The organism is Micromonospora sp. SCSIO 07396, from assembly GCF_053667945.1.
The window spans coordinates 1,011,377-1,033,473 of the sequence record NZ_CM132210.1; the positions used below are offsets into that span (position 1 = coordinate 1,011,377).

At 73.5% G+C, this 22,097-nt stretch carries 20 protein-coding genes; 12 read left to right on the plus strand and 8 right to left on the minus strand.

All coding sequences use genetic code 11. The annotated features are described in order from the left end of the window. Positions 1-142: 142 nt before the first annotated feature. Positions 143-1,177 (minus strand): cytochrome c oxidase assembly protein, encoded by a 1,035-nt coding sequence (locus ACWCHM_RS04625; RefSeq protein WP_204959348.1) that lies wholly within the window; start codon positions 1,175-1,177, stop codon positions 143-145. 108 nt (positions 1,178-1,285) lie between these two features. Between ACWCHM_RS04625 and ctaE the strand changes: the two genes are divergently transcribed. The 5 genes from ctaE to ACWCHM_RS04650 all read left to right on the plus strand — a co-directional run bounded on the left by ctaE (position 1,286) and on the right by ACWCHM_RS04650 (position 6,421). Beyond that, positions 1,286-1,885: an aa3-type cytochrome oxidase subunit III gene (gene ctaE, locus ACWCHM_RS04630; protein ID WP_204959347.1), complete on the plus strand. Its 600-nt coding sequence runs from the start codon at positions 1,286-1,288 to the stop codon at positions 1,883-1,885. Positions 1,886-1,957: 72 nt separating this feature from the next. Next, complete coding sequence (qcrC, locus tag ACWCHM_RS04635) at positions 1,958-2,791, plus strand: cytochrome bc1 complex diheme cytochrome c subunit (RefSeq protein ID WP_204959346.1); 834 nt, start codon at positions 1,958-1,960, stop codon at positions 2,789-2,791. A 67-nt stretch (positions 2,792-2,858) separates the two neighbouring features. Beyond that, complete coding sequence (qcrA, locus tag ACWCHM_RS04640; RefSeq protein WP_204959345.1) at positions 2,859-3,944, plus strand: cytochrome bc1 complex Rieske iron-sulfur subunit; 1,086 nt, start codon at positions 2,859-2,861, stop codon at positions 3,942-3,944. Beyond that, positions 3,941-5,566 carry a cytochrome bc1 complex cytochrome b subunit gene (qcrB, locus tag ACWCHM_RS04645; RefSeq protein WP_204959344.1) on the plus strand — a complete coding sequence of 542 codons (1,626 nt, stop codon included), beginning with the start codon at positions 3,941-3,943 and terminating at the stop codon, positions 5,564-5,566. The genes qcrA and qcrB overlap by 4 nt, the downstream gene beginning before the upstream one ends. Before the next feature lie 180 nt (positions 5,567-5,746). Beyond that, positions 5,747-6,421 carry a DUF4142 domain-containing protein gene (locus tag ACWCHM_RS04650; protein ID WP_204959343.1) on the plus strand — a complete coding sequence of 225 codons (675 nt, stop codon included), beginning with the start codon at positions 5,747-5,749 and terminating at the stop codon, positions 6,419-6,421. Positions 6,422-6,488: 67 nt separating this feature from the next. On the opposite strand, the gene ACWCHM_RS04655 is transcribed toward ACWCHM_RS04650, so the two are convergent. The 6 genes from ACWCHM_RS04655 to ACWCHM_RS04680 all read right to left on the minus strand — a co-directional run bounded on the left by ACWCHM_RS04655 (position 6,489) and on the right by ACWCHM_RS04680 (position 12,611). Beyond that, on the minus strand, positions 6,489-6,776 hold the full coding sequence (locus ACWCHM_RS04655) for an Lrp/AsnC family transcriptional regulator (protein ID WP_088644676.1): 288 nt from the start codon (positions 6,774-6,776) through the stop codon (positions 6,489-6,491). A gap of 78 nt (positions 6,777-6,854) precedes the next feature. Continuing rightward, a complete protein-coding gene (locus tag ACWCHM_RS04660; RefSeq protein WP_454221585.1) occupies positions 6,855-7,469 on the minus strand; it encodes a hypothetical protein in 615 nt (204 codons plus the stop codon). Positions 7,470-7,492: 23 nt separating this feature from the next. Then, positions 7,493-8,353, minus strand: a complete 861-nt coding sequence (locus ACWCHM_RS04665; RefSeq protein ID WP_454221586.1) for a sugar phosphate nucleotidyltransferase — start codon at positions 8,351-8,353, stop codon at positions 7,493-7,495. Further along, positions 8,350-8,871, minus strand: coding sequence for an NUDIX hydrolase (locus ACWCHM_RS04670; protein ID WP_281895436.1), 522 nt, complete (start codon positions 8,869-8,871; stop codon positions 8,350-8,352). Before ACWCHM_RS04670 ends, ACWCHM_RS04665 begins: the two co-directional genes overlap by 4 nt. 66 nt (positions 8,872-8,937) lie before the next feature. After that, positions 8,938-10,725, minus strand: coding sequence for a RelA/SpoT family protein (locus ACWCHM_RS04675; protein WP_204959645.1), 1,788 nt, complete (start codon positions 10,723-10,725; stop codon positions 8,938-8,940). A gap of 128 nt (positions 10,726-10,853) precedes the next feature. Continuing rightward, the gene (locus ACWCHM_RS04680) at positions 10,854-12,611 is read right to left on the minus strand and encodes a DEDD exonuclease domain-containing protein (protein ID WP_204959339.1); all 1,758 of its coding nucleotides are present in this window, start codon (positions 12,609-12,611) and stop codon (positions 10,854-10,856) included. 127 nt (positions 12,612-12,738) lie between these two features. Between ACWCHM_RS04680 and ACWCHM_RS04685 the strand changes: the two genes are divergently transcribed. Continuing rightward, complete coding sequence (locus tag ACWCHM_RS04685; RefSeq protein ID WP_281895442.1) at positions 12,739-14,295, plus strand: NYN domain-containing protein; 1,557 nt, start codon at positions 12,739-12,741, stop codon at positions 14,293-14,295. Positions 14,296-14,359: 64 nt separating this feature from the next. Here ACWCHM_RS04685 and ACWCHM_RS04690 read toward each other — a convergent pair whose 3' ends face one another. Beyond that, the gene (locus ACWCHM_RS04690) at positions 14,360-14,971 is read right to left on the minus strand and encodes a hypothetical protein (protein WP_454221587.1); all 612 of its coding nucleotides are present in this window, start codon (positions 14,969-14,971) and stop codon (positions 14,360-14,362) included. Between the two features lie 185 nt (positions 14,972-15,156). On the opposite strand from ACWCHM_RS04690, the gene ACWCHM_RS04695 reads away from it, so the two are divergent. From ACWCHM_RS04695 to ACWCHM_RS04720, 6 genes are all read left to right on the plus strand, one after another. Then, a complete protein-coding gene (locus ACWCHM_RS04695; RefSeq protein ID WP_454221588.1) occupies positions 15,157-16,464 on the plus strand; it encodes an efflux RND transporter periplasmic adaptor subunit in 1,308 nt (435 codons plus the stop codon). Positions 16,465-16,561: 97 nt separating this feature from the next. Continuing rightward, complete coding sequence (locus tag ACWCHM_RS04700; protein ID WP_454223015.1) at positions 16,562-17,287, plus strand: response regulator transcription factor; 726 nt, start codon at positions 16,562-16,564, stop codon at positions 17,285-17,287. Then, positions 17,284-18,891, plus strand: coding sequence for a sensor histidine kinase (locus ACWCHM_RS04705; RefSeq protein WP_454221589.1), 1,608 nt, complete (start codon positions 17,284-17,286; stop codon positions 18,889-18,891). Before ACWCHM_RS04700 ends, ACWCHM_RS04705 begins: the two co-directional genes overlap by 4 nt. Positions 18,892-18,937: 46 nt before the next feature. Then, positions 18,938-20,164 carry an efflux RND transporter periplasmic adaptor subunit gene (locus ACWCHM_RS04710; RefSeq protein WP_454221590.1) on the plus strand — a complete coding sequence of 409 codons (1,227 nt, stop codon included), beginning with the start codon at positions 18,938-18,940 and terminating at the stop codon, positions 20,162-20,164. Further along, complete coding sequence (locus ACWCHM_RS04715) at positions 20,164-20,898, plus strand: ABC transporter ATP-binding protein (RefSeq protein WP_239485523.1); 735 nt, start codon at positions 20,164-20,166, stop codon at positions 20,896-20,898. The genes ACWCHM_RS04710 and ACWCHM_RS04715 overlap by 1 nt, the downstream gene beginning before the upstream one ends. Beyond that, entirely contained in the window at positions 20,895-22,088 is a 1,194-nt protein-coding gene (locus ACWCHM_RS04720; RefSeq protein WP_454221591.1) for an ABC transporter permease, read from the plus strand. The genes ACWCHM_RS04715 and ACWCHM_RS04720 overlap by 4 nt, the downstream gene beginning before the upstream one ends. Positions 22,089-22,097: the final 9 nt, after the last annotated feature.

Sequence of the window (22,097 nt, forward strand, 5' to 3'; positions counted from 1 at the left end):
GCACCGTCGCACTGAGCCTGACTGGCTCGCTGCGCTCACTCATGGGCTGTACTCCTCGTTGCTGCCCGTTGATCGTACCGGGCGGTGTGGCGTACCCGACATCCCGCCTGCCGGCCCCCGGCGGACCAGGTGTCCCGGCAGCTCAGGACGGGGTTCCGGGGGCCGTGGCGGGGGTGGCGGGCGGACCTGCGGGGGCGGTGGTCACGGCGTCGGAGGCGGGGACAGCGGTGGCCGCGGCGGCGCGGTCGCGGGCCTCCTGCCGGTCCAGTTCGCGGTCCACCCGGCGGGCCTCCCGCTCGGACTGCTTGATCCACTGCACCACCAGCACGGCGATCATCGTCACGCTGACGAACTCGCCACCGGCCCACAGGATGCCGCCGGCGACCACCTGGTCGTTCCACGGGTCCGACCAGGCCAGGCCCAGCGAGGGGTACCAGTCGCCGCCGAACAGCGTGGTGCTCTGCATGATGGTGAGCCCGAGCACGGTGTGGAACGGCACCGACAGCAGCATCAGCAGCGCCCGCGCCGGGTACGGCCAGCGGCCGGGCAGCGGGTCGAGCCCGAGCAGCGGCCAGAAGAACACGCAGCCGGTCATGATGAAGTGCGCGTGCACCAGCTCGTGCGCCCAGGCGTGTTCGAGGGTGTAGCGGTACAGGTCGGTGAAGTAGAGCGCGAACGGGTTGACCACGAAGATGGCGAACGCCACCAGCGGGAAGCCGTAGATCCGGGCGATCCGGCTGTGCACGACCGCCAGCAGCCGCTTGCGCGGGCCGACCGGCAGGGTGCGCAGCGCCAGGGTGACTGGCGCACCCAGGGCCAGGAAGATCGGGGAGATCATCGACAGCACCATGTGCTGCACCATGTGCACCGAGAGCAGGGCGGTGTCGTAGGCGTGCAGGCCGCTGACCGTGACCGCGGCGATGCCGCCCAGCCCCGGCCCGAGGAAGCAGACGGTACGGATGACCGGCCAGCGGTCGCCGCGCAGCCGTAGCCGGTGCACCCCGTAGAGGTAGAGGCCGGCGGCGAGGACCAGGCCCAGGGCGAGCCAGCTGTCCAGCCGGGTCTCGGTGAAGACCCGGGTGATGTCGAACGGCGGCGGTACCTCGACGCCGCCCGCCGCGAGGCTGATGGGCGGGGCCGTCGAGGTGGCGGCGAAGATCGAATCGACGTGCAGCACGCTTTTCAGGCTAGGCCAGGCGAACCGGACCGCCACGATCGGGCCATCCCTCACCCGGGTTTGGCCCCCCGCTGATCGCCCGCCCCGGTCAAGGGCAATAATGACCGCGTGACTGCGGCCCCAGCCATTGACAAGAGCCGGATCCACTCTCTGACGCGGCCCAACATGGTCAGCGTCGGGACGATCGTGTGGCTCTCCAGCGAACTCATGTTCTTCGCGGCGCTGTTCGCGATGTACTTCTCGATCCGCGCGGCGGCGCCGGAGCAGTGGGAGAAGCACACCGAGGTCCTCAACATCCCCTATGCGACCACCTTCACGGTGATCCTGGTGCTGTCCTCGGTGACCTGCCAGCTCGGTGTGTTCGCGGCCGAGAAGGGTGACGTGCACGCCCTGCGGCGCTGGTTCACTGTCACCTTCGTGATGGGCCTGATCTTCGTGCTCGGCCAGGCGAACGAGTACCTGACCCTGGTGCACGAGGGCGTGAAGATCAACGAAGACGGTTACGGGTCGATGTTCTACCTGACCACCGGCTTCCACGGCCTGCACGTGACCGGCGGTCTCATCGCCTTCATCATCTTCATGATCCGCACCACCATGGGCCGGTTCACCCCGGCCCAGGCCACGTCGGCGATCGTCGTGTCGTACTACTGGCACTTCGTCGACGTCGTGTGGATCGGGCTGTACGGCATGATCTACTGGCTTCAGTGATCTTGGCGTGTCACGTTCCGCGCCGCTGCTCCGTCCCCTGAGACAAGGTCCAACCGGTTAAGGACACAGGTCATGACTTCTGACAACGACCGCCGACGCGGTCTGCTCGCGCGCCTGCGCGGGCGGCCCGCGGCGCGCAGCAGGGGCCGCCGCCGGCTGGGCGCGGCGTTCCGGCTGATCGCCGCGTTGACGCTGGCCGGCGGCGCCTACACCGTCTTCGCCCCGGGCGTGCAGGCGCAGGAAAACCCGCCGCTGACCGGTGCCGCAGCCGAGGGTCGGGCGCTGTTCGACGTGAGCTGCGTGACCTGCCACGGCCGCAACGCCCAGGGCGTCGAGGGTCGGGGCCCGAGCCTGATCGGGGTCGGTGCCGCGTCGGTCGAGTTCCAGGTCGGCAGCGGTCGGATGCCGATGGCCCGGCAGGAGGCGCAGGCCATGCGCAAGCCGCCGGTCTTCACCGACGAGCAGGTGCGTCAGCTCGGTCAGTACATCCAGGAGCTCGGCGGGGGCCCGCAGGTCCCGCAGGGCAACCTCCGCGAGGGGGCCAACCTGGCCACCGGTGGCGAGCTGTTCCGGATCAACTGCTCGCAGTGCCACGCGTTCGGCGGTGGCGGCGGCGCGCTCTCCTCCGGCAAGTACGCCCCGAGCCTGAACCCGGCCAGCGACGCGCAGATCTACGCCGCGATGCTCAGCGGCCCGCAGAACATGCCGGTGTTCGGCGACAACCAGATCACCCCGGAGCAGAAGGCGGACATCATCGCCTACATCCAGGAGACCCTGAAGGCCGACCAGGACCAGGGCGGCTTCAACCTCGGCCGGTACGGCCCCTCCACCGAGGGCCTGGCGATCTTCCTGGTGGGCATCGTCGCGCTGGTCTTCGCGAGCCTGTGGATTGCGGGCAAGTCGTGACCGGGCGGATCGTCAACACCATTGCCGTGGTGCCGTGCGTCGGCACCGCCCGTAGCGAGGTGACGGCATGAGCACCACGACCGAGCAGCACGCCCCGCAGGACCGGGAGCCGCTCGACGTCCACGACCCCCGGCTGTCCCGGTTCGACATCGTCACCGAGGGTGCCCGCCGGGACGACATCGAGATCGTCCACTACGAGGAGCAGGTCGTCCCGGGCAGCAAGGCCGAGCGCCGGCTGACCCGTACGGTCGCGGCGATGTTCCTGCTCACCGGCCTGGCCGCCACCGCGTTCCTGGTGGTCTACATCTGGTGGCCCTGGGAGTACGAGCCGGGTCGCGGTGGCGACAAGTGGTACACCCCGCTGCTCGGCCTCACCCTGGGCGTCGCCCTGCTCGGCATCGGCTTCGGCATCCTCACCTGGGGCAAGAAGCTGCTGCCCAAGGAGGTCTCGATCCAGGACCGGCACGACGGTCCCGGGTCGGCGGAGGACCGGAAGATCACCGGCGAGACCATGCTCTACCTCGCCGACGAGATGGGGGTACGGCGTCGTCCGCTGCTCGGCGTCTCGCTGGTCGCCGGCCTGCTGCCGGTCGGCGCGGTCGCCGCGGCCCCGCTGGTCGGCGGGCTGATCTCCAACCCGCACAAGAACAACCAGATGTTCACCACCGGCTTCGCCCCGCAGGACGGCAAGAAGATCCGGCTGGTCCGCGAGGACGGCCGGCCGATCCGCCCGGCCGACGTCAGCGCCGGCGGCCAGCTCACCGTGTTCCCGGGCATCGAGCACGGGGTGAGCAACAAGCACGCCGACTCGCCGACCCTGCTGATCCACCTGCGGGAGACCGACGCGGAGAAGTCCCGGCAGGCCAACTCGCGGGTCGGCCACGGTGACTACATGTGGGGCAACTACGCGGCGTACTCCAAGATCTGCACCCACGCCGGTTGCCCGGCGAGCCTGTACGAGCAGCAGACCAACCGGCTGCTCTGCCCGTGTCACCAGAGCCAGTTCCTGATCACCGACAACGCCCGGCCGGTCTTCGGCCCGGCGAGCCGGCGGCTGCCCCAGCTGCCGATCGAGGTGGACGAGGAAGGCTTCTTCGTGGCGAAGTCCGACTACACCGAAACCGTCGGCCCCGACTTCTGGGAGCGGCCATGAAGCGCCGAAAGTTTGACGTAGCAGCGGTGCCGGGCAAGGCCGCCGGGGGAGTGGACGACCGCTTCCAGGTCGCCACCCCGCTGCGCAAGCTGCTGAACAAGGTCTTCCCGGACCACTGGTCGTTCCTGCTCGGCGAGATCGCGCTCTTCTCGTTCGTCGTGCTGCTGCTCACCGGGGTCTTCCTGACCTTCTTCTACGAGCCGGCGATGACCGAGGTGGTCTACAACGGCAGCTACGCCCCGCTGCGGGGCACCCCGATGTCCGCCGCGTACGCCTCCAGCCTGGACATCTCGTTCGATGTCCGGGGTGGCCTGATCATGCGGCAGATGCACCACTGGTCGGCGCTGCTGTTCATGGCCGCGATCGTGGTGCACATGATGCGGGTCTTCTTCACCGGCGCGTTCCGCAAGCCGCGGGAGACCAACTGGATCATCGGCTCGCTGCTGTTCTGGGTCGGCTTCCTGGCCGGCTTCACCGGCTACTCGCTGCCGGACGACGGCCTGTCCGGCACCGGCCTGCGGATCGCCTCCGGCATCATGCTGTCGATCCCGGTGATCGGCTCCTGGGTCACCTCGTCGGTCTTCGGCGGCGAGTTCCCCGGTGAGATCATCATCAGCCGGTTCTTCATCGCCCACGTGCTGCTCATCCCGGGCCTGCTGGTCGCGCTGATCAGCGCCCACCTGGGCCTGGTGTTCAAGCAGAAGCACACCCAGTGGCCCGGCCCCGGCCGGACCAACGACAACGTGGTCGGCGAGCGGATGTTCCCGCGCTACGCGCTCAAGCAGGGCGGCTTCTTCATGGTCGTCTTCGGCGTGATCGCGCTGATGGGCGGCCTGTTCCAGATCAACCCGATCTGGTACTTCGGCCCGTACGAGGCGTGGGTGGTCTCGGCCGCGAGCCAGCCCGACTGGTACGTCATGTTCCTCGACGGTTCGACCCGACTGATGCCCGCCTGGGAGATCAACATCCCGATCGGCAACGGGTACGTCATCCCGCCGCTGTTCTGGCCGACGGTCGTGCTGCCCGGCATCCTGGTCGGCCTCTCCACGCTCTACCCGTTCGTGGAGGCGCGGCAGCTCAAGGACTACCGGCACCACAACCTGCTGCAACGGCCCCGGGACGTCCCGGCCCGGACCGCGGTGGGCGCGATGGCCGTCGCCTTCTACATCGTGCTGACCCTCTCCGGGGCCAACGACGTGATCGCCGACAAGTTCCACATCAGCCTGAACGCGATGACCTGGGCGGGCCGGATCGGTCTGCTGTTCGTCCCGCCGCTGGCGTACTACGTCACGTACCGGATCTGCCTCGGTCTCCAGCAGCACGACCGGGAGGTGCTGGCCCACGGCGTGGAGACCGGCATCATCAGGCGGCTGCCCGACGGCCGGTTCGAGGAGGTCCACCAGCCGCTCAGCGCCGGTGACGGCCACGGGCACGGCGAACTGGACTACGTCGGCTGGGTGGTGCCGAAGAAGATGAACCGGCTCGGGGCGCTCGGCCCGGCGATCCGGGGCTTCTTCTACCCGATCGAGAAGCCGGTCGAGGCGCCGGTCTCGCCGGGGCACCCGCCGGTGGAACCCCGCCCCGAGCGGGAGGAGATCGGCAGCGGGGATTCCCGCCGCTGACCTGCCCGTACCCACTGCGCCGAAGCGCCCGCCGGAGTCCTCGGCGGGCGCTTCGTCCGTTCCGGCGGCTGCCGGCCCGGCGGTCGGTGGTGGCGTGACCGGCCACCAACGGGTGGAAAGCACAGGAATAACCCGCGCCAGCCGGGTATCCGTGCGGTCCAACGAAAACGGGGAGGGAACATGGTGGGTATCAAACGCCTGGGACTGCTGGCCACGCTGGTGGTGGTCGGCCTGGCTCCCGCGGCTGCCGCGCAGGCCGCCGCGCAGCCGTCGGCGCAGGACACCCAGTATCTGCAGGCGGTGCACCAGGTCAACCTGGCGGAGATCGTCACCGGCAACCTGGCCCAGAAGAAGGGGCAGAACGAGCAGGTCAAGCAGCTGGGGCAGCAGTTCGTCACCGATCACACCCAGCTCGACCAGACGGTGAAGAGCACCGCCCAGCAGCTGAACGTGACCCTGCCGAACGCGCCGACGGCCGACCAGCAGAAGGTGATCGACAAGCTCAACGGTCTCAACGGCGCCGCGTTCGACAAGGCCTGGGTGACCGCTGAGCTGGCCGGTCACGTGCAGGCCATCCAGGCCACCCAGACCGAGATCTCGCAGGGCTCCGAGCAGTCGGTGGTCCAGCTCGCGCAGGACGCGCTGCCGGTGTTGCAGGCGCACTACGACGCGCTGGTCGCCCTGGCCCAGGAGTTGGGCGTTCCGGTCCCGCAGACCAGCGCCAGCGGCACCGCGAGCCCCGGCAACGGCACGCCGGCTCCGGGCGGCACGACCGAGTCCCCGGCCCCGGGCGGCACCACGGAGTCGCCGGAACCGGGTGGCACCACCGAGACGCCGGTGCCGGGCAACAGCTGACGTCCCGTACCACCTGACGGTGGCCGGTCCCCGACGGGGCCGGCCACCGTCGCCTGTCGGGCGTCGGTCAGTCGGCGCTGGCCAGGCCGATCGCGAACGCCTCCTCCAGGTCGTGCTGGGAGTAGGCGCGGAAGGCGATGTGCGACTCGGTGTTGAGCACCCCGGGGACCTTGGAGATGCTGCCGGCGATGACCTTGGCGATCTGCTCGAACTCCCGGACCCGGACGATGGCGATCAGGTCGACGTGCCCGGCCACCGAGTAGACCTCGCTGACCCCGGGCAGGTTGGCCAGGTTCTCGGCCACCTCGGGGATCGAGTCGGTGGCGCAGTCGATCAGGACGATCGCGGTGATCACTTGACGATTCTCCGTTCGTCGTGCCCGGCGCGACGCCGGCCTGGTGTCGTCGACCATGCTAGTGCCGCACGACGTCGGTCAGAGCAGCATGGTGCGGGGGTCGGCGGCCATGGCGCGCAGCCAGCCGGCCGCCTCGGCCGCTCCCGGGCAGCGGGCGGTGTCCAGCGCGGCGGCCAGGGCGTACATCTCGGGCGGCGGGATGAGCAGGCTCTCCCTGCTGCGCAGCCCCAGCTTGACCGTGCCGGTGTCAGTGGTGACGGTGAGCACCGGGGTACGGGTGACCGCGCCGGTGGCGACCACCGAGCCGTCGCTGGCGACGCCGGTGTGCGCGACGGCGGTGGCCTGCAACGTCACCGACCGGGCGGCCCGCAGGTCGACGCTCTTCGTGGTGAGCCGGACCACGGTGAGTCGGGTGCCCTCCAACCAGGCGTTCGTCCGCACGACGCTGGTGACCAGCAGGCCGACGAGGACGGCGACCAGCCCGGCCGACAGGAGGGCGACGAGTGCCGGCACCGCCGCGCTGCCCGAGGTGCCCGCACCGACCGACGCGTTCAGGACGATCCCGAGGACGGCACCGACACAGCCGCAGGTCACCGTGAGCAGGACACCCAGCACCACCAACGAGACGACCCGACCGGTACGGCTCGACCGGTAGCCGATTGACAGGGGGATTCGGGGCGCGGAGGGCTGCATGCCGGTGATTCTGACACCGGTGATCAACCTTTGCCCGATGAGGCGGCCACGGTGAGCCCGTCGGCCGCCCGGATCACGTCGCGGAGCCGTTCGTCGGGGCCGACCGTCGCGCCGGGCCACACCACCACCCGTTCCACGTCGCCGCGTACCACCGCGCCCGCGCCGACCACCGCGTGCCGGGCGTGGCCGGTGACGGTGGCGTCCGGGGCGACCAGCGTGCCGTCGCCTGCGGCGTGCAGGTTGGCCGCCAGGTAGTCGGCGGGCGTGCCGGTGTCGAAGAACGTGCCCGGGTACGGCACCACGGTCAGCTCACCGGCCGCCTCCGCCGGCCGCCACACCGTGCGGACCAGGTCACCGAAGCTGGCCGGCAGCTCCCGCACCCGGTGCCAGGGCAACAGCGAGAAGCCGGTGAAGACGTGCCCGTCGAAGGTGCCGGGGGCGTGCGGGTCGGGTGCCGGCCGCCCCAGCAGGCGTACGGACCGGAAGTCCCAGCCGGCCAGCAACGCCGCGACGTCCGGGCCGGGGTCGACACCCGGATCGGCCAGGTACGCGTCGGCGTTGCCGACCAGCACCCCCCGGCCGGCGATCCAGTCCCGCAGGTTGCCCAACCCGCCGGCGGTGCCCAACGGGTCACCCGGCTCCACCGACAGGTGTGCCCGGTCGCCGACGTGCGTCACCACCTGGTCGGCCAGGTAGCAGGCGTTCACCGCGACCCGGTCCGGCCCGGTCAGGCCCAGGCCGGCGAGCCGGTGCAGGGCCCGGTCCAGCAGCGGCACGTTACCGACCGGGCAGAGCGCCTTGGGTACCCGGGCGGTCAGCGGACGCAGCCGGGTGCCCTCACCGGCGGCCAGCACCACCGCGCACAGGCCGTCCGGGGCGGTCACGTCGTCGGCCGGCCGGCCTGCGGCCCGATGCCGTAGTGGCCGAGCAGGTTGGCGGTGGCCCGGCTCAGCCGGGGCAGGTCGTCCAGCGGGTGCCAGGCCGCCTCGAAGACCTCCGCGCCGTCCACCTTCAGGGTGGTGGTGTCGGCGGGCACCTCCGCCTCGAAGACCATGTCCACCCAGCCCCGGGTGTGCACCACGGCGTTCGGCACGGCCGGGCGGAGCTGCTCCGGGGCGAGCCGGACGCCGGATTCCTCGTACAGCTCGCGGGCCGCGCCGACGACCGGGGCCTCACCGCGCTGGAGCAGGCCGGCGGGCAGCGTCCAGCTGTGCCCGGGGGGCTGGCGCAGCAGCAGGAGCCGGCCGGCCCCGGCGGCCCCGCTGTCCCGGACCAGGGCCACCGCGCCGACGACGTACTTCGGGCCGGCGAGCCGGACCAGGCGGCGACGCACCGAGACCGGCAGCCGGTAGAAGACCTTGTACGCGACGGCCCGGCCGGTGGCGCGGGAACGGAGGATCATGGCCTCCAGGCTAGGCCGTCGGCGCGGCGTGGTGGGGTGCGGGGCGACCGGTCACCCGGCCAGGGCTCACTGTCGATGGTCGACCAGGTCGATGAGCTGGCGGACCACGGTGTCCGGTTCGACGGCCCGGTCGAAGACCGCGACCAGCAGGGTCTCCAGGTCGGGATAGCCGAGTTCCTCCGACAGCCGCAGCAGCGGCAGGTCGCTGGCCAGGCCCCGGTCGTGCTTGCGCAGCGCCAGGCCGATGGTGGCCCGCCCGAGGCGGACCTTGTCGGCGATGGAGATGCCGGGCTCGGTGTGCTCGGTGAACCAGCGGCTGATCTGCATCTGCGCGTGCGGCGACTTGACGAAGTCGAGCCACTCGCGGCGGGGGCCCCGGGGAGCGACGTCAGCCTCGAGGCCGCTCTCGACGCTGCTCTCCGAGTAGATCTCCACCACGTCGCCCTCGTCCAGTTCGGACGCCAGCGGGGCGAGCCGGCCGTTGATCCGCGCGGCGAGGCAGTGGTCGCCCCGCTCGGTGCCCAGCTCGTAGGCCAGGTCGACCGGGGTGGCCCCGGCCGGGAGCACCACCTGCCGACCGTCGGCGACCACCTGGATCTGCGCCTCGGCCAGGTCGCACCGCAGCGACTGGAGGAACTGGGCCGGGTCGGGGGCCTCCTGCTCCCAGTCGAGCACCCGACGCAGCCAGGAGAGCTGGTCGGTGTTGCTGGCCCCGGTGGCGGCCCCGGGGAAGCGGAAGTCGGCGGCCACGCCGTACTCGGCGCAGCGGTGCATCTCCCGGGTCCGGATCAGCACCTCGACGGTGCGGTCCTGCGGGCCGCAGACGCTGGTGTGCAGGGAGCGGTAGAGGTTGTTCTTGGGGGAGGCGATGAAGTCCTTGAACCGGCCGGGGACCGGCCGCCAGCGGCCGTGCACCGCGCCGAGGGCGGCGTAACAGTCGGTCGCCGGGCCGTCCACCACGATCACGATCCGGGGCAGGTCGTACGGCTGGGCGTGCCCGCCGGCCACGGTGTCCTTCCAGATCGAGTAGAGGTGCCGGGGCCGGGCGCTCACCTCGGCGTCGACCCGGCTGCGCCGCAGCGCCACCTTGGCCTGGGCCACCACGTCGTCGAGGTAGGCGTCCCAGCCGGGCCGGTCGTGCACGTGGCGGGCCAGCCGGGCGTGCTCGTCGGGTTCCAGGTGCAGCAGCACCACGTCGTCCAGGTCACGCTTGAGGGTCTGGATGCCGAGCCGGTCGCAGAGCGGGACCAGGACCTCCTGGGTCTTGCGGGCGATCCGCTCCCGGGAGGCGGCCGAGCGGACCCCGAGGGTACGCATGTTGTGCAGCCGGTCGGCCAGCTTGATGATCAGCACCCGGACGTCCTTGCCGGCCGCGATGATCATCTTGCGGATCGTCTCCGCCTCGGCGGCCTTGCCGTAGAACGCCTTGTCGAACTTCGTCACCCCGTCGACCAGGTGCGCCACCTCGTGGCCGAAGTCCTCGCTGAGCGCCTGGAGGGTGTAGCGGGTGTCCTCCACCGTGTCGTGCAGCAGCGCCGCGACCAGGGTGGTGGTGTCCATCCCGAGGTCGGCGCAGATCTGGGCGACCGCCAGCGGGTGGGTGATGTACGGCTCGCCGCTCTTGCGGAACTGCCCGCGGTGCATGTTCTCGGCGATCGTGTACGCCCGGCGCAGCACCGAGGCGTCCGCGCTCGAATGGATGCCGCGGTGGGTACGCACCAACTGGGTCACCGGGTCGGCATCGTTGGCCGGCCAACTCAACAGGGACCGTAGCCGACGGGCCAGGGGAAGCTCACCCGGCTGGGCCGGGAGCGCACCCCCCAGGGCGGCGCCGTGTCCGGCGTCGACGTCCACGAGGGACACCTCCTCACCCCGGCTCCTCGGTCACCGTCGCCGGCAACCGGAAGCAGGCCCACGAAACGGGCAGGACTGCACTCCCTTAACAGACTAAGCGAGGCGGGGTCGTCCGATCGGACACTTGCTCATGAGCGTTCGGTCGAGAGTTGGTGGGACCCCCCGCCCTCGGCCTTCGCCAGCAGGTCACGGAACCGGCCCGCGCCGGCCACCGGGGACGACCAAACGGAGGTCATCTCCACCAGCCGGGTCTCCGGTCGTTCCAACCAGGACAGGATGCGCTCGGTCTCCTCGGCGGTGGCCCGGGGCACCGGCCCGTGCCCGCCCGGCTCCACCGTCTCGGCGGTCGCCCGGATCGCGGTGATCGTCGGTCGGGGATGGACGCCCGGCGGGGACACCCCGGCCCCGGCGAGCCGCCCGTGCCGGACCAGCGCCAGCTCCCAGCCGCCCCCGGCGGCGGGCCGGGCGGCGGCCACCTCGGCGATCCGGGTCAACCCCGCCAGCCGCTGCATCCGGACGGTGGCCCGCAGCACCGCCGCCAGCCGGGAACGCACCACCGCCGCCTCCTCGTAGCGCTGCGCGGCGGCCAGCGCCTCGATCCGGGCCAGCAGGGCGTCCACCACCACCTGCGGGTCGCTGGTGGTGGCGGTGCGGAACGGGGCGACCGCGCGGTCGTCGTACTCCTGCGGGGTGATCCGGTGCTCGCAGGGTGCCGGGCAGCGGCCCAGCTCGGCCAGCGCGCAGGCCGGCGTGACGGTGCGCAGCGACAGCCGGTGGGTGCACTGGCGCAGCGGCACCGCGTCGTGGAACCCGGCGGCGGCCAGCTCGGCGGCCCGGGTCGAGCGGAACGGGCCGAGGAAGGCGGTGTCGCCGGGGGCCAGGCCGCGCACCACCGACAACCGGGGGTACGGCCCGCCGGTCAGCTTGAGCCACACCATCCGTTCCGGATACTTCGACCGCCTGTTGTACGGCGGCGCGTGCGCGGCGATCAGCCGCAGCTCGCGGACCTCCGCCTCCAGCGGGTGGGCGCACGGGACCGCCTCCACCCGCTCGGCGGCGGCCAGCATCTCCGACATCCGGGCCCGCTTCTCGGCGGCGGTGAAGTAGCTGCGGACCCGGGTGGCGATGTCGCCCGACGTGCCGACGTAGAGCGGCCGGTCGTCGGCGGCCCGGAAGATGTAGACCCCGGGCCCCTTGGGCAGGCCGTCGGCGAGGTGCCGCTTGCGCCGCTGGGTGGGGCTGACCGCGCGGGTGAACTCGATCGCCTCGCCGACGGTGTCGACCCGGTGCCCACCGAGCCGGGCGATCAGCCCGTGCAGCACGTCCACGGTGGCCTTGGCGTCGTCGAGCGCGCGGTGGGTGGGCTGGGTGGCGGTGCGGAAGTAGGCGGCCAGGGTGCCCAGCTTGCGGTTGGGCACCTCGTCGCGGCTGAGCACCCGCCGGGCCAGCGCCGCCGTGTCCAGCACCCGGGGGTTGGGCCAGCGGTAACCGTGCCTGGCGCAGGCGGCCTTGAGGAACCCCACGTCGTACGGCGCGTTGTGGGCCACCAGCACGGCGTCGGTGATGAACTCCAGGAAGCTCGGCAGCACCTGCTCGACCGGCGGGGCGGGCACCAGCATGGCCTGGGTGATGCCGGTCAGCACGGTGATGAACGGCGGGATCGGCACCCCCGGGTTGACCAGGGTGGCGAGCACCCCCAGCTCCTCTCCGCCGCGCACCTTGACCGCGCCGATCTCGGTGATCCCCCCGCCGTCGGGCGAGCCGCCGGTGGTCTCCAGGTCGACCACCACGAACGTCGTCGCGTACAGCGGCAGGGCCGGATCGACGCCACCGGCCGACCGGTCCAGACCGGCCAGGGTCTGCTGGACGTACTCCCCAGGTGCCACGGGCGGCAGGCTAACCGTTCGGTGCGACACTCCCGTCACCGCAGCCCCAGGGGCCCCTGGCGGCGTAGGATGAGAGATCGGCTCACTCATCCGGCGGTGGGCCCGGTCGCGGTGGGAGACTTGCCCCATGCCCCTCACCGACCCGCACGACGACCACCTCCCGCTGGAGGGGTCGTCCACCGCCGCGCCCGGGGCCGGCGGGGACCTGGGTGCGGGGGCGCCCGAGCCGGCCCGGCCCGATCCCGACGTCCTGCCCGACGCCGTCCCGACCGGGGGCGACCCGGTGCCGGCGACCGGTGCCGGGGCGGCCGGATCCGACGCGGACCCGCCCGGTGACGGTGCAGCCGACACGGACGCCGCCGAGGCGACGCCGCCGGAACCGGAGCCCGTCCTGCCCGAGCCGGTCCGGCAGCGGATCGTGGCGCTGACCGCCGCCGTCCTGCCCGGCCTACCCGCCGACGAGGTGCCGGTGCCGCTGCGCCGGGTGGCCAAGTTCGCCCCCAACCGGCGGGCCCGGCTCGGTGGCTCGGTGATCGCCGCCCAGCTCACCGCCGACCCGCTGTTCCGGCAGCGGGTCACCGCCCGGGTGCTGACCGACGCCGGTGACCTCGGCGCGGCAGTGGTCGAGGGCACCGCGCCGGCCGCCGCCGACCCGGTCGAGGTGGCCGCCCTGGCCTATCTGGTCCGCCCCCGGGGCTGGCGGGAGCTGATCGACGCCAGCGGCGCGGCGGTCCGCGCCGAGGCGGACAGCGCGGTCGTCGCCGAGCTGGTCCGGGAGGCCGAGCAGCGGGCCACCCGCGCCGAGCACGACCGGGCGGTGGCCCGGGTGGAGGCGGAGAAGCTCCGCGACGAGTTGGCCCGGGTCCGCGAGGAACTGGGTCAACTCCGGGAGGAGAGCCGCCAGCTCCAGCGCAGCCTGCGGGAGACCCAGGTCCGGGAGCGCCGGGCCAACGAGCTGCTCGCCACCGAACGCGGCCGGGCCGCCCGGGCCGCCGCCGACAGCGACGCCGAGCTGCGCCGGGCGCGGGCCCGGCTGGCCGAGGCCGAGGCGGCGGCCGGGGTGGCCCGGTCCAGCGCCAAGGAGGCCCGCTCGGTCGACGACGCCCGGCTGTGGCTGCTGCTGGAGACGATCGGCCAGGCCGCCGTGGGGCTGCGCCGGGAACTGGCCCTGGACCCGGTGGACAAGCTCCCCGCCGACTTCGTGGCCGACGCCTTCACCGACGCCCCGGTCACCACCCAGGGCGGGCCGGCCGCCCGCGCCCGGGACACCGACGACCCGGCCCGGCTGGACCAGCTGCTCGCCCTGCCCCGCGCCCACCTGGTGGTGGACGGCTACAACGTCACCAAGCGCGGGTTCGGGGAGATGTCCCTGGAGCAGCAGCGCAAGCGGTTGATCACCGGGCTCGGCGGGATCGCCGCGCAGACCGGCGACGAGGTGACCGTGGTCTTCGACGGGGCGGAGCGGATGCACGGCCTGCCGCCCACCCCGCGCGGGGTACGGGTGCTCTTCTCCCGCAAGGGTGAGACCGCCGACGAGTTGATCCGTCGGCTGGTCCGGGCCGAACCGCCAGGCCGCCCGGTGGTCGTGGTCTCCTCCGACCGGGAGGTCGCCGACGGGGTACGCCGGCACGGGGCGTACCCACTGGGGGCCGACTCGCTGCTGCGCCGGCTGGCCCGCTCCTGAGCCGGGCGGCGCGCGGCGGTCCCGTGCCGCCCGGCAGCCGCAGCACCGCGGCGCGCGGCGGTGGTCAGGTCGTCGGGGACGGGCTGAGCACCGCGCAGGCGGCCAACGCCTCGCGGGTCTTCGGGTCGCTGTCGACGAGCCGGTCCGGATCCTGGCCCCGGTCGGTGAGGCAGGTGCGGTAGGCAGTGGACCGCCCGTCGTCCGAGCCAGCCGGACGTGCGCCCGGTGCGCCGGATGCGCCGGGGCCGCCCGGCCGGCCGCTGGGCTGCACCGACGCACACGCCTGCTGCGCCTTCTGCCAGGTCTGTTCGTCGACCCCCTCGGGTCGGCCGCCGCCCGGGAAGCCGCGCCCCGCGCCCCGCGACGGGTCGGCGCTGCCGGTCGGGAAGCCCGACGGTCGGGCGGTCGGGCGGTCGGTCGGGCGGTCGGTCGGGAAGCCCGACGGCAGGCCGGACGGGCGTGCGCCGCCGGGGCCGCGGGACGGGCCCATCGTCGGCAGCGCCACACCGTTGTTCCGCAGGCACTCCTGGTAGGCCGCGAAGGAGTTCCCGGTCCCACCCGCGTCACCCGGCCCGTCGTCGTCGGACCCACCGCCGCAGGCGGCCAGCAGCAACGTGGCCGAGGCGGCGGCGGTCATCACGGTCGCCAACCGACGGAACCTCTTGGTCAACGGCACGGGCCCTCCTCAGGCTTCATCCGGTAGCTGCTCAGCGAACCCGTCGTACCTCGTCGGCGGCTCGGACCCGGCTCGGAGTTCCCTCGGAGCGCGACCCGGGGCACCTGCCGCAGGAGTCCGGTTCCGAGCGAACTCTGAGGTGCGGTCGAGCCGACCGCGAGGCGGGCTGCGCAGACTGCCCGACCATGGGGATCGGTCTGAGACGACGCTGGCGTACCCGGCGGACCCGGTGGTGGGCGGCCGGTGCCGCCGGTCTGCTGCTGCTCGGCGCGGCCGGCGTACGCGTCTGGACGGCGGACACCCCGCACGCGCCGACCCGACCGGTGACGGTGGCCGTCGACCGGGGGCCGGTCGTCGTCGAGGTGGCCACCACGGGCACCGTCCAGCCGGCCACCACCCGCGGCCTCAGCTTCACCGTCGCCGGCACGGTGCAGACGGTCAGCGTGCGGCCGGGCAGCGTGGTCACGGTCGGCCAGCAGCTCGCCACGCTCGCCGAGGCCGACACGGCCGACGCGGCGGACACCGTCCAGGACGCCAGGACCGAGCTGGCCGAGGCGCGGGACGCGCTGACCACGGCATGGGACGCGGCCGACGACCCGGCACCGGACTGCGCCACCGGCACCGGGTCCGGCGCCGGGGCACGACCGGTGCTCTGGCACTCGCCGGAGCCCACCGGCACGACCGGGGCGACACCGACCACCGGCACGCCCACCACCGGCGGCAGCCCCACGTCCCGACCCACCGCGAGCTCGGCCTCGCCGAGCCGTACGCCAGGTGGCCCCGTGCCGACCGCCACCGGTGGACCGGGCGCGGCCCCGGCCCCGGCAGGCCCCGGGAGCGGTGGCGCGGACTGCGGCGCGGACGCCGGGGACGCTGCCCGGGGCACCGACCCGATCCTGGCCGCCCAACGCCGGGTCAACCGGGCCGAGGCCGCCCTCGCGCAGGCGCAGGAGGCCCTCGACGGTGCCACCATCAGCGCGCCGATGGCCGGCACCGTGCTCTCCGTGGCCGGGCCGGTGGGCAGCCGGGTGAACCGGGACAGCACCTTCATCACCCTGGCCGACACGTACGCCATGCAGGTGGTGGCGACGTTCCCGGAGGCCGACGCCGGGGCGCTCGCGGTCGGGCAGAGCGCCACACTGGCCCTGGCCGGCCGGCCCGAGCAGCCGTTCGAGGCGAGCGTGGTGCAGGTCGATCCGGTCGGCACCATCGACGGCACGATGGTCCGCTACGGCGTCGTGTTGTCCTTCACCACCGCCCCGGAGGACCTGCTGGTCGGGCAGAGCGCCGCCGTGACGGTGCAGACCGGTGCGGTGCAGGACGCGGTGCGCGTGCCGTCCAGCGCGGTACACGAGGGGCCCGACCGTACCGGCAGGGTGCTGCCGGCGGACGGCGGTCCGGCCCGCACCGTCACCGTCGGGCTGCGCGGTGGCCGGTACACCGAGATCACCTCCGGGGTCGACGCCGGTGAACTGGTGCGGCGCTCCTGGTGACAGCCGGCGCACAGGTCCGGCACAGCAGGCGTGAAGGCTCGTCCGATACGCAGTTCGGGTGCACACCGACATCCTCCGGCCGCCCACGGCCGGCCCCATCCCGAGCGTCGAGGGCGAACCCGCCCGTGCCCGCCTGCTGGTGGTCGACGACGAGCCGAACATCTGCACCCTGCTGGCCGCCACCCTGCGGTTGGTCGCGTACGACGTGCGGGTGGCGGGATCCGGGAGGGCCGCGCTGGCCGGTGTGGAGGAGTTCGCTCCGGACCTGGTGATCCTCGACGTGATGCTGCCCGACCTGGACGGCTTCGAGGTGGCCCGGCGGCTGCGCGCCGCCGGCCGGCCGGTGCCGGTGCTCTTCCTGACCGCCCGGGACACCGTCGAGGACCGGGTCGCCGGGCTGGTGGCCGGTGCGGACGACTACGTGGCCAAGCCCTTCAGCCTGGAGGAGGTGGTGCTGCGGATCCGGGCGATCCTGCGGCGTACCCGGGCGGAGCTGCCGCCGGCCCCGGGCAGCCGGCTGCTGCGCTACGCCGACCTGGAGCTGGACGACGACGCCCACGAGGTACGCCGGGCCGGGCGGCCGGTCGACCTGTCGCCCACCGAGTTCCGGCTGCTGCGCTACCTGCTGATCAACGCCGGTCGGGTGGTGAGCAAGGCGCAGATCCTGGAGCAGGTCTGGAACTACGACTTCGGGGGCGACGGGCGGGTCGTCGAGTCGTACGTCTACTACCTGCGGCGCAAGGTCGACCGCGCTGATCCCCCGTTGATCCACACGGTGCGCGGCGTGGGCTACACCCTGCGGCTGCCGCGCGGCAACGAGTGAGGCGGCTGGCCCGGGTGCGCCCCTGGTCGCACTGGACGCTGCGGTCCCGACTGGTCCTGGTCGTCGGGGCGCTCGCCATGCTGGCCCTGCTCGGGGCGAACACCGCCGGCCTGCTGCTGCTGCGCAGCTACCTGGTGGACCGGGTCGACGAGCGACTCGCCGGACAGGTCCGCCCGTTCACCGGCGAGCCCCGCCCGGTCACCGGGTCACCGGGCAGCGGGTCGGCGGCCAGCGGGTCGGCGGCCAGCGGGTCGGCGGGTGCGCCGGCCGGGCGGCTCGCCCGGCTCGGGCCGGACCAATTCGTGCTGTTCTACCGCGCCGACGGCACCCGCGACGCCGCGCACAGCAGCACCCCCAGCGCAACGGCACCGGACCCGGGCACGCTGGCCGAGGTGACCGCCCGGGCCCGTACCGGCCGGCCGTACACCGTCGCGGGTGCTCACGGCGACGACGACTGGCGGCTGTTCGCGGTGCCGGCGGACGGCACCGGCGCGGTCGTGGTGGTCGGTGCCTCGCTGGCCGAGGTGAACCGGACCGCCGACCGGTTGCTGCTCATCGACGTCGCGGTCACCGGCGGGGTGCTGCTCGGCCTCGGGCTGCTGGCCGCTTCGGTGGTGCGGCTCGGGCTGCGCCCGTTGACCCGGATGGAGCGGGTCGTCGCCGGCATCACCGGCGGCGACCTGACCCACCGGGTGGACGACACCGACCCGCACACCGAGCCCGGTCGGCTCGGTGCCGCGGTCAACCTGATGCTGGACCGGATCGGCACCGAGATGAGCGCCCGCGCCGCCTCCGAACGCCGGCTGCGGCAGTTCGTCGCGGACGCGTCGCACGAGCTGCGGACGCCGCTGACCTCGATCCGCGGCTTCGCCGAGCTGTACCGGCGCGGGGGCGCCCCACCCGGTGCCGTGCTGGACGAGACGATGGGCCGGATCGAGAGCGAGGCGGCCCGGATGGGTGTGCTGGTGGAGGACCTGCTCCTGCTCGCCCGACTGGACCGGCAGCGCACCCCCGCGCGGCGTCCGGTGGATCTGCTGGGGATCGCCGCCGACACCATCCGCGACGCGCACGCCCGGACGCCGGGCCGGCCCGTGCGGCTGAGCACCCTCGTCGAGCACGATCCGACCTTCGAGACACCGACCGTGCTCGGCGACGAGCACCGGCTGCGCCAGGTCGCCGCGAACCTGGTCGACAACGCGGTACAGCACACCGGGCCGACGGTCCGGGTGACCGTCCGCGTCGGTCGGCTCGCCCTCCCGCCGGCCGGGCCGGTCGTCCGCTCGGGGCCGGTGCCCGCGTCGGACGCGGACGGATACGCCGTGCTGGAGGTGCACGACGACGGGCCGGGCATCCCCGCCGGGCACGCCGGTCGGGTCTTCGAGCGGCTGTACCGGGCCGACCCGAGCCGGGGCCGGGCCGGCGGGGGCGGCTCCGGCCTGGGACTGTCCATCGCCGCGTCGATCGTCCACGCGCACGGCGGCTGGATCGAGCTGGACACCGGTCCGGGTGCGGGGACGACCTTCCGGGTGCTGCTGCCCGCCGTACCGTCGCCGCCTACCTCGTCGCGCGACGACCCGGCGGCGTCGATTCCGAGCCAGCTCTGAGCTTGCGCCGAAGCTTCTCCCAGCCGTGCCGGCGAAGCTGACCGCCATGCGAGTGCGCCTGCCGGCCGTCCTGCGCCGGCCTCCCGTCGCGGTCAACGCCGCCCTGGTGCTGCTGTTGGCCGGCGGCGGCTGCTGGGCGTGGCTGTCGGTGCGCGGCGACGCGGCGGCGGACGCCCGGCCCACCGGCATCCGGACCGTCAGTGTGTCCCGGGGCACGGTGACCGCCACCGTCACCGCCGACGGCTCGGTGCGCAGCGCCTCGACGGCCAGTGCCAGCTTCGCCACCGCCGGCACCGTCACCGCCGTCCGGGTGCGGGTGGGCGACCGGGTGAAGAAGGGCCAACTGCTGGCCACCGTCGACCCGGCCGCCGCGCAACGCGACCTCGACGTGGCGACGGCGGACCTGACCGCCGCGCGGGACGCCCTGGACCGCGCCGAGGACGCCGGTTCGGACACCTCGTCGGCGCAGACCTCGGTCACCCAGGCCGAGTTGGCGGTGTCCGAGGCCGAGGCCGCGGTGACCGGCACCCGGCTGACCGCGCCGATGGCCGGTACGGTCGTCGCGGTCAACGGCACCGTGGGCAGTTCCTCCGGCGGGTCGGCCACCGGCGGCGGCTCGACCGGGCAGCAGGGTGGCAGCGGTTCGACGGGTGCCAGCGGCTCCGGGTCCACCTCCGCCAGCGGGTTCGTCGAGCTGGCCGACCTGACGAAGCTCCAGGTCAGCGCCGGTTTCGCCGAGGCGGACGCGACCCGGCTCAAGGACGGTCAGGCGGCCACCGTCACGTGGAACGCGTTGCCGGGGGCCCAGGCCGGCGGGCAGGTCGTCGCGATCGACCCGCAGGCCACCACCACCAACAACGTGGTCACCTACGGCGTCACGGTCAGCGTTGACGAGCTGCCCGCCGGGGCCAGGCCGGGGCAGACCGTACGGGTCTCGGTGGTCACCGGCACCGCCGCGGACGTCCTGACGGTCAGCTCGGCGGCGATCAGCGGCACCGGCGACCGGCGCACCGCCACCGTGCTCACCGAGACGGGGCAGGAGAGCCGGCGGGTCACCGTGGGCCTCGCCGGCGACCAGGCGTACGAGGTCACCTCGGGGCTGACCGAGGGGGAGCGGGTGGTGCTGCCGCAGAGCACCGGCACGGGCAGCACCGGCGGCGGAATCCCCGGCGGAGGCGGTCTGCCCGGCGGGGGTGGCTTCCCGGGCGGTGGCCTGCCCGGCGGGGGCGCCGGCCCCGGCGGCGGCGTCCGGGGCGGGAACGGAACCCGCTGATGACCCCGGCACCCGCCCGCCGGCCGGTCCTGGACGTCCGGATGCTGACCAAGGTGTACGGCGAGGGTCCGGCCGCCGTGCACGCCCTGCGCGGTGTCTCGCTGACCGTCGCCGCCGGTGACTACGTGGCCATCATGGGCTCCTCCGGTTCGGGCAAGTCCACCCTGATGAACATCCTCGGCTGCCTCGACGTGCCCTCCGGCGGGCAGTACCTGCTGGACGGGGTGGACGTGGGCAGCCTCGCCGACCGTCAGCTCGCCCTGGTCCGCAACCGCCTGATCGGCTTCGTCTTCCAGGCGTTCAACCTGATCCCCCGGACCAGTGCGCTGGCCAACGTCGAGCTGCCGCTGGCGTACGCCGGGGTGCGGGCCGGCCGGCGGCGGCAGCGGGCGCTCGCCGCGCTGGACGCGGTGGGGCTGGCCGATCGCGCCGACCACCAGCCCAACCAGCTCTCCGGTGGTCAGCAGCAGCGGGTCGCGGTGGCCCGGGCGCTGGTCACCGAGCCGGCACTGGTGCTCGCCGACGAGCCGACCGGCAACCTCGACAGCACGTCCACCGAGGACATCCTGGCCGTCTTCGACCAGCTCAACGCGGCCGGGCGGACGATCGTGCTGATCACCCACGAGCCGGAGGTGGGTGCCCGGGCCGGGCGGCTGATCCGGCTGCTCGACGGTCAGGTCCGCTCGGACGTCCGCCAGGGCGGGCGGCACGCGGTGCCGGGGGCGGGCCGATGAGCTTCACCGAGACCGTCCGGTTCGCGCTGCGTGGCGTGGCCGCCAACAAGCTGCGCTCGGCGTTGACCATGCTCGGCATCCTGATCGGTGTCGCCGCGGTGATCCTGCTGGTCGCGGTCGGCAACGGCTCGGCCCAGGCGGTCAACGACCGGATCGAGGCGCTGGGCACCAACACGCTGACCGTCACCGGCACCAACCGGGGCGGCAGCGGCGGCGTGCTGACCCTGGAGGTCGCCGACGCGCTCGCCGACCCGGTGCTCGCGCCCGACGTACGGTCGGTCTCGCCGCTGGCCACCACGAGCACCACCCTGACCTTCGAGGGGGCCGACCACGAGGTGCCGCAGTTCGTGGGTACCCGGCCGAGCTGGTTCGCCGCGTCGAACTCGCCGCTGGCCGCCGGCACGGCGTTCAGCGCCGACGACGAGGCGCAGGGCCGCCGGGTGGTGGTCCTCGGTCGGACCGTGGCCGACGAGCTGTTCGCCGGGGTGGACCCGGTGGGCCGGCAGGTGACCGCGGGCGGCGCGCTGTTCACCGTGGTCGGGGTGTTGGCGGCGAAGTCCTCGACCGGCTTCCAGGACGCCAACGACACCGCGATCGCGCCACTGCGGGCGGTACGCGAGGTGCTCACCGGGTACGGGTCGCTGAGCTCGATCCTGGTGGAGGCGGGTGATCCGGACCGGGTGTCGGCGGTGCAGGGGCAGATCTCCACCGTGCTCGCCCAGCGCCTGCCGACGTCGGCCTCGGGCAGCACCCCGTACCGGATCCAGAACGCCGCGCAGCTGTTGCAGACCCAGTCCGAGACGGCCGACACGTTCACCGTGCTGCTGGGCGCGGTGGCCGCGATCAGCCTGCTGGTCGGCGGCATCGGCATCACCAACATCATGTTGGTGACGGTGACCGAACGGACCCGGGAGATCGGCATCCGCAAGGCGCTGGGCGCCCGTCGGCGTGCGGTGCTGACCCAGTTCCTGGTGGAGGCGACCCTGCTGAGCCTGCTCGGTGGGGCGCTCGGGGTGGCGGCGGCCCTGATCGGTGCCCGGTTCACCATCGTCGGGGTCCACCCGGTGATCGTGCCCAGCTCGGTGGGGCTGGCCCTCGGGGTCTCGGTCGCGATCGGCCTGTTCTTCGGTGGTCTTCCGGCGGCCCGGGCGGCCCGGCTGCGCCCCATCGACGCCCTGCGCTACGAGTAGGCCGACATG